At 76.6% G+C, this 7,258-nt stretch carries 6 protein-coding genes; 5 read left to right on the top strand and 1 reads right to left on the bottom strand.

What is annotated here, in order from left to right; genetic code table 11:
• Nucleotides 1-628 (bottom strand): hypothetical protein (locus tag ACFO3M_RS22590; RefSeq protein WP_387994457.1); only part of this gene is annotated, 628 nt, incomplete at its 3' end.
• Nucleotides 629-908: 280 nt separating this feature from the next.
• Between ACFO3M_RS22590 and ACFO3M_RS22585 the strand changes: the two genes are divergently transcribed.
• From ACFO3M_RS22585 to ACFO3M_RS22565, 5 genes are all read left to right on the top strand, one after another.
• The gene (locus ACFO3M_RS22585; RefSeq protein WP_387994455.1) at nucleotides 909-2,030 is read left to right on the top strand and encodes a DUF475 domain-containing protein; all 1,122 of its coding nucleotides are present in this window, start codon (nucleotides 909-911) and stop codon (nucleotides 2,028-2,030) included.
• A 131-nt stretch (nucleotides 2,031-2,161) separates the two neighbouring features.
• Entirely contained in the window at nucleotides 2,162-2,779 is a 618-nt protein-coding gene (locus ACFO3M_RS22580) for an AIM24 family protein (protein ID WP_387994452.1), read from the top strand.
• Nucleotides 2,780-2,782: 3 nt separating this feature from the next.
• On the top strand, nucleotides 2,783-3,427 hold the full coding sequence (locus ACFO3M_RS22575; RefSeq protein ID WP_387994450.1) for an AIM24 family protein: 645 nt from the start codon (nucleotides 2,783-2,785) through the stop codon (nucleotides 3,425-3,427).
• Between the two features lie 11 nt (nucleotides 3,428-3,438).
• Entirely contained in the window at nucleotides 3,439-4,422 is a 984-nt protein-coding gene (locus tag ACFO3M_RS22570) for an AIM24 family protein (RefSeq protein WP_387994448.1), read from the top strand.
• A gap of 69 nt (nucleotides 4,423-4,491) precedes the next feature.
• On the top strand, nucleotides 4,492-6,546 hold the full coding sequence (locus ACFO3M_RS22565; RefSeq protein WP_387994445.1) for a S9 family peptidase: 2,055 nt from the start codon (nucleotides 4,492-4,494) through the stop codon (nucleotides 6,544-6,546).
• Nucleotides 6,547-7,258: the final 712 nt, after the last annotated feature.

Here is a 7,258-nt window from a genome sequence, read left to right as displayed (position 1 = left end):
CTTCGTCCAGCGCGGGCGCGGCGCGCCGGGCGGCCAGGTCGGCGGCGGCACCGGCGGCGAGGCGCTCGGCGTCGGCGAGGCCGCCGTCGAGGCCGGGGTCGTCCAGCCGGGCGGGGTCGGCGGCGTCCAGTGCCGCACGGGCGGTCGCCACGGCGTCGCGGGTCGCGGACACCGCGCCGGCGGGCGCTGCGCGGGCGCGGGAGGCGGCGGCGAGGACGTCGCCGTACCGGTCGCGGAAGCGCTGGACCTGGCCGTGCACCTCGCGCAGCGCGGCGGCCGCGGCGCCCAGCTCCGCGGCGGCGGCGCGGGCCGCGCCCGGCTCGGCGTCCGCCGCGGGGTCGTGGCCGGAGAGCGCCTGCAGGTAGTGTCCGATGACGGCGTCCGCGTGGGTGGAGAGGTCCCGCCAGTCGCGGGTCAAGGAGTCGGGGGCGGGGATGCGGTGGTGAGCCCGTCGCCCACCCGCGGGCGGACCCGCCTCCTCCGCGGCGGCGACCGCGTCCGGGAGGTCGGCCAGCGCGGCGTCCAGCTCCAGCATCGCCGCGGCCGCGGCCTCCCGCGCCGCCGCGGCCTCCCGCCGGGGGGCGTCGCGGTCGCGCCGCCACCAGGAGGTGCCGCCGGGTGCGCTCACGACCGCCTCCCCTCGCCGTGGCCCGCGTCCGGCGGGGCGGTCCGGCACCTGCGCGGTCCGGAGGCCCGTGGATACCACGCCGGGACCGCGCACGTGGGCACGGGCGGCCGGCGCCGCCCGGTCCGCTGAACGCCCCGCTCCCGCCGCCCCGCCGCGGGCCGGCGGGAACCGGGACCCGCCGGGGTCCGTTGGACCACCGGCCCGCCTCCCGCCCGATCCGGCCCGCTCGTCCCTGTCGTCGTCGTCGCCTGACCCCCCGGGCGGCGGAGAGGAACACCTGATGCTCCGCTACTTCGGCTTCTCCGTCGGTCTGACGGTGGCCGCGCTCGTCACCGCCGTGTTCTTCGGCGGGCCGGCGGCCCTGCTGGCCGTCGCCGTCCTCGGCGTGCTCGAGGTCTGCCTGTCCTTCGACAACGCCGTGGTCAACGCCAAGGTGCTGCGCCGCATGAGCCCGCTGTGGCGGAAGCTGTTCCTCTACGTCGGCATCTTCATCGCCGTGTTCGGCATGCGGCTGCTGCTGCCGATCGTCCTGGTCTCGGTGACGGCGCAGCTGTCCATCCCCGAGGTGTGGGACCTGGCGCTGTCGGACCAGGAGGCCTACGCCGAGAACGTCGAGGCCGCGGCCGAGGCGATCTACACCTTCGGCGGGATCTTCCTGCTGATGATCTTCCTGAACTTCCTCTTCGACGAGGAGCGGGAGATCCACTGGCTGTCGTGGCTGGAGCGGCCGCTGGCCAAGGCCGGCAAGCTGCCCTACCTCGCCATCGTCATCGCCCTGGCGGTCATCTACGTCGGCTCGCAGATCGCCGACGACGACAAGTACGCCACGGTGCTCATGTCCGGGCTCGCGGGCCTGTTCACCTACCTGCTCATCGGCGGGCTCAACGAGCTCATGGAGGCCCCGGAGACCGACGACGAGGACGACGACGTCACCCCGACCGGGCAGACGGCGGGCAACGGTGCCGGTGGCACCGCCACCAAGGCGGTCGCGGGCGCCGGTGCCGCCGCGTTCCTCTACCTCGAGGTGCTCGACGCGTCGTTCTCCTTCGACGGCGTCATCGGCGCGTTCGCCATCAGCAGCGACATCTTCATCATCGCGCTGGGCCTGGGCATCGGCGCCTTCTGGGTGCGGTCGCTGACCATCTACATGGTCGACAAGGGCACCCTCGACGAGTACCGCTACCTGGAGCACGGCGCGATGTGGGCCATCGGCTTCCTCGCCGCGATCATGATCCTCGAGCTGCGGTTCCACATCAGCGAGTACGTCACCGGCCTGACCGGCCTGCTGTTCATCGTCGCCGCCGTGATCAGCAGCATCGTCGTCTCGCGGCGGGAGCGCGCCGAGGTCGCGGCCGCCGACCGGCCGGGCGAGCGCGACGAGGTGCCCGCCGGCCAGAGCTGACCGCAGGTCACCCAGCGGCCCCGGGGCACCCGCCCCGGGGCCGCCGCGCGTCGCGGCGGGTGGCCTACCGCGGGGCGGGGGAGCCGGATACGGTCCGCCCGGTTCCCGTCCCCGCACCGAGAGGTCCGTCGTTGGCACAGCTCACCGCCCAGAAACGCGTCCTGCACGCCGACCTGCACGGGGACCGCATCCGGGCCGCCAGCGGCTCGATGGTCGCCTTCGAGGGCAACGTCGACTTCAAGAGCTCCGGGATGGGCGGGGGCGGCGGCATGCGCGCCGCCCTCAAGCGGGCCGTCGCCGGCGAGAGCATCTCGCTGATGGACTGCACCGGGCACGGCCGCGTGTACCTCGCCAAGGACGCGATGGACGTGCTCGTCGTCGACCTCGCCGGCGACACGCTCACCGTGGAGAGCGAGCACATCCTCGCCCACACCGAGCACCTGCGCCTCGACGTCCAGTTCTCCGGCCTGCGCGGCGTGACCAGCGGCCAGGGCCTGGCCACCACGACCGTCACCGGGCAGGGCCAGGTCGCGATCGTGTCCGAGGGCCCGGTCATGGCGCTGGAGGTCGCGCCCGGCACGGACCTGGTGGTCGACCCCGACGCCTACGTCGGCTCCCGCGGCCAGCTGTCGATGAACCTGGTCAGCGGCGTCTCGTGGAAGTCCCTCGTCGGTGAGGGCTCCGGCGAGCCCTTCTCCCTCCGCTTCACCGGGCACGGCCTGGTGCTCGTCCAGTCCTCGGAGCGCTGAGCCGTGCCGTTCGAGACCGTCAACAGCAAGGTCGTGCGCGCGCACGTCGGCCCGGCCGACCCGGTGCTCGCCCGCCGCGGCGCGATGCTCGGCTACTCCGGGCAGGTCACCTTCCGCCCGGTGCACGGCCAGGGCCGCGGCATCGGCGGCATGGTCGGCGCGGCGATGTCGGGGGAGTCCAACCCGATGATGGCCACCGAGGGCAGCGGCCAGGTGCTCTACGGCTACAAGGGCATGCACGTCACCGTCCTCGAGCTCGACGGCGGCGCCCCGCTGGTCTGCGAGGCCGACCGGCTGCTCGCGCACGACGCGAACCTGCAGACCAGCGTGCAGTTCCTCGGCTCCGGCGGGCTGAGGTCCGCGATCAGCGGCGCCATGACCGGGCAGGGCCTGTTCACGACCAACGTCCACGGCCGCGGGTCGGTCGCGCTGCTCGCCCACGGCGGCGCCTTCCCCCTGCAGCTGGGCGGGCAGCAGGTCGGCGTCGACCCGCAGGCCTACGTCGGCCACGTCGGCCAGCTCTCCGTGGACCTCGCGGCCAAGGTGGGCCTCCGCGACGTGGTCGGCCGCGGCTCCGGCGAGGCCTTCCAGTTGAAGATCAGCGGCCACGGCACGGTGTACGTGCAGGCCAGCGAGCAGAAGTTCTGAGGACGGCGACCATGACCTACCCGCCGAACACCCCCTACGGCGGCGGCAACCCCTACGGCGGCCAGCCCCAGCCCGGGTACGGCCCGCCCCCGCAGCCCGGCTACGGACAGCCGGGGTACGGCCAGCCCGGGTACGGGCAGCCGCCCCACGGCGGCCAGCCGCAGCCCGGGTACGGGCAGCCGCCGCAGCCCGGCTACGGGCAGCCCCCGCCGCCCGGGTACGGCCAGCCCCCCGCCGGGCCGCCGGCCGGCGTGCCGAGCACGCTGACCGCGCAGTCGCTGCCCGACGACGACAACGTCAACCCCTACGTGTTCTGCATCGCGCTGAACGGCGAGTGGTTCATGAGCAAGGGCGCGATGCTCGCGTACTACGGCAACGTCCAGTTCGACGCCGTCAGCGAGTACTCCTCGGTGCAGGCGTGGGTGGCCCACCGGTTCTCCAGCCCGGTCTACGTGCAGGACTGGGTGGTCGCCCGGGGCCACGGCAAGGTGCTCATCGGGGACCGCGGGTTCGACCTGAACTCCTACGACCTCGACGACGGCAACCTGACGATCAAGGCGAGCAACCTCTGCGCGTTCTCCAAGGACCTGGAGCTCAAGCAGTCGATCGTCCCGGGCTTCGTCACCCTCATCGGGACGGGGAAGTTCATCGCCTCGTCCAACGGGCCGGTGATCTTCGTCGAGCCGCCGTTCCGGGCCGACCCCGAGGCGCTGCTCGGCTGGGCCGACTGCCCGGCGCCGTCGGTGCACCACGACGCCCAGTGGATGACGCAGAGCTTCCTCGGCGCGCTCACCGGTGCGCTCGGCCGCGCCTCGGGGGAGGAGCGGCAGTACGACTTCACCGGCAAGGGCACGATCCTGCTGCAGTCCTCCGAGATCGCGCGGGAGGACCCGGCGGTGCTGCGGCTGGTCGAGTCGCAGACCCAGCTGCTCACCGACAGCCAGGCCGGCTCGCTCGGCCAGCGGCTGGTCGCCCGCGCCCAGCAGCAGCACTGAGCGCTCCCCGGCCGGGGTCCCGCGCGGGACCCCGGCCGGGGGTGACGACTGCACTACGCTCGGTGGGCCATGCGGCCCGCCGACCTCGCCCTGCTGCGGACGCCGGGGACGCCGGCCGTCTCGCCGGACGGGCGCATGGCCGTGGTCGCGGTCAGCCGCCCCGACCTGGACGCCGACGAGTACCGCGCCCAGCTGTGGGCCGTCCCCACCGACGGCTCCGCGCCGGCCCGCCCGCTGACCTCCGGCGCCCGCGACTCCGCCCCGGCGTTCTCCCCGGACGGCCGCTGGCTGGCCTACCTGTCGGCCGCACCCGGCGGGCACCCCCAGCTGCACCTGCTGCCCACCGCGGGCGGCGCCCCGCGCCGGCTCACCGACGCGCCGCTGGGCGCCGGCGCCCCGATGTGGTCACCGGACTCCCGCCGGCTGGCCTGGGTGGCCCGCGTGCCCGAGGAGGGCCGCTACGGCACCGCCGACGACGTGCCGCCGGAGGCCGAGCCGCCGCGGCTGGTCACCCGGCTGCGCCACCGGGTCGACGACCTCGGGTACACCGCCGACCGCCCCAGCTGCGTGTTCGTCCTCGACCTGCCCGCCGACCCGCTCGACGACACCGGCGACCCGCCCGAGGCCCGGCAGCTCACCGACGGCCGCGGCGAGGACACCGACGTCGCCTGGTCGCCCGACGGCGGCACGCTCGCGTTCGTCTCCGCGCGGCACGCCCGAGCCGACCGAGACTGCGTCCGCGACGTCTGGCTGGTCCCGGTCGGCGGCGGTGAGCCGCGCCGGGTCACCCGCGGCCGCGGCGAGTGCCGGCTGCCGGCGTTCGACCCGGCCGGGACGTGGATCTACGTCACCGCCCGCCCGGACCTGGGCCCCGACGGGCTCGACGTCGCCGGGCGCGGGCTGACGCTGTGCCGGGTGCCGGCCGCCGGCGGCCCGCTGGAGGCCGTGCTCGACCCGCGGGACACCCACCGCGGCGACGAGACGCCGGCGACGGTGCTCAGCGGCGGAGCGGCGCTGGTCGGCGTCGAGCGGCGCGGCTCGGTGGCGCTGCTGCGGGTGCCCCTCGACGGCGGCGCGCCCGAGACGCTGGTCGAGGGGCCGTTCACCGTGCGCGGGGTCGCGGCCGGGGGCGGGGTCGTCGTCGCCACCGTGGCGCACGACCGGTCGGCGGGGGAGCTGGTGGCGATCACGCCCGGCCGGCGCCGGCTGCTCACCGGCTTCGGCGCCGCGCTCGGCGCCACCGGCCGGCTGCACCGCGGCACCGAGCGCACCGCCACGGCCCCCGACGGCGCCCCGGTGCACGGCTGGGTGACGACGCCGGAGGGCCCGGGCCCGCACCCGGTGCTGCTGCTGGTGCACGGCGGGCCGTTCACCCAGTACGGCTGGTCGCTGCTGGACGAGACGCAGGTGTACGTGTCGGCGGGCTACGCGGTCGTGCAGTGCAACCCGCGCGGCTCGTCCGGCTACGGGGAGGAGCACGCCCGCGCCGTCGTCGGGGCCTGGGGCGACCGGGACGCCGCCGACGTGCTGGCCTTCCTCGACGCCGCGCTGGCCGATCCGGCGCTGGACGCGGACCGGGTCGGCGTCCACGGCGGCTCCTACGGCGGCTTCCTCACCGCGCTGCTGCTCACCCGCACCGACCGGTTCGCCGCCGCCGTCGTGGAGCGGGCGGTGACCGACCCGGCGTCGTTCGCCGGCTCCAGCGACATCGGCTGGTGGTACGCCGACGCGTACATGGGCACCGACCCGGTGAGCCCGCTGGCGCAGGCGGCGTCGATCCGCACGCCGACCCTCGTCGTCCACTCCGAGCGGGACGAGCGCTGCCCGGTGGAGCAGGGCCGGCGGCTGTTCGTCGCGCTGCAGCGGCAGGGCGTGCCCAGCGCGCTGCTGCTGTTCCCCGGCGAGGGCCACGAGCTGTCCCGCTCCGGCCGGCCCCGGCACCGGCTGGCCCGCTTCGAGCACCTGCTCGCCTGGTGGGACCGCTGGCTGCCGGGAGGCGGTCAGGCCGGCGGCAGCCGCGCCCCCTCGTCGGACACCACCAGCCGGCCGTCCACCCGGGTCGCCGGGAACACCGCGACGTGCCCGGGGGCCGCCGGGACCGGCAGCCCGCCGTCGATCTCGTAGCGCGAGTTGGTGACCTTGCGGCGGGTGCCGGCCGGGTCGTCGGGGCCCACCGGCGGCGCGTCCGGCCGCAGCACGACGACCACCTCGGTGCAGCCCGGGGGCCAGTCCCAGCGCAGCCGGTCGCCCCGCAGCACGACGCCGGTGACCGGCGGCAGGGAGGCGGCGGGGGGCCGCGGCCGGGCGTCCCCGCCGCGCGCCTCGGGTGCCGCGACGCCCAGCCGGGAGGCGACGACGACGTAGCCGGCGACCTCGCCGTACCCGCCGTCCTCCAGGGTGGTGACCGTGGTCGTGCCCACCACCTGGCGGGTGCCGTCCGGGCGCACCCGCAGCACCCGGTACTCGACCGGCCCGGGGGAGGCGGACGCCGTCCAGCGCACCTCGCGGGCGCCGCCGGGGGCCGGGGCGACGACGACGTCCGTGGCCGGCGCGACGCCCAGCGCGGCGAGCTCGGCCCGGGCGGCGGGGTGGTCGGCGACGGCGTCGAGGGCGGCCAGCAGCGCGTCCTCCCGGTCCCGGCCGGTGCAGGCCGGGGCGAGGACGGCGTCGGCCAGCGCCAGCGCCTCCCGCGACCGCCGGAGCAGCTCGGCGGCGTCCTCCCCGCCCGGGCCCGGGACGTCGGCGGCCGTGGCGACCAGCTGCTCGCGCGCGGCGGCGGCCGCCGCGGGCCGCCGGGCGGCGACGGCCGGGCCCACGCCGCGCCAGGCGGCGCCGG

Origin of the sequence: Geodermatophilus arenarius (genome assembly GCF_042654585.1) — a bacterium.
GTDB classification, from domain to species: domain Bacteria; phylum Actinomycetota; class Actinomycetes; order Mycobacteriales; family Geodermatophilaceae; genus Geodermatophilus; species Geodermatophilus arenarius.
This window is presented reverse-complemented; position numbering and strand designations above follow the sequence as displayed.

Bases quoted from the DNA above. Each gene is read 5' to 3' on its own strand.
- ACFO3M_RS22585 (WP_387994455.1), top strand. From the start codon at position 909: ATGCTCCGCTACTTCGGCTTCTCCGTCGGTCTGACGGTGGCCGCGCTC.
- ACFO3M_RS22570 (WP_387994448.1), top strand. From the start codon at position 3,439: ATGACCTACCCGCCGAACACCCCCTACGGCGGCGGCAACCCCTACGGC.
- ACFO3M_RS22565 (WP_387994445.1), top strand. From the start codon at position 4,492: ATGCGGCCCGCCGACCTCGCCCTGCTGCGGACGCCGGGGACGCCGGCC.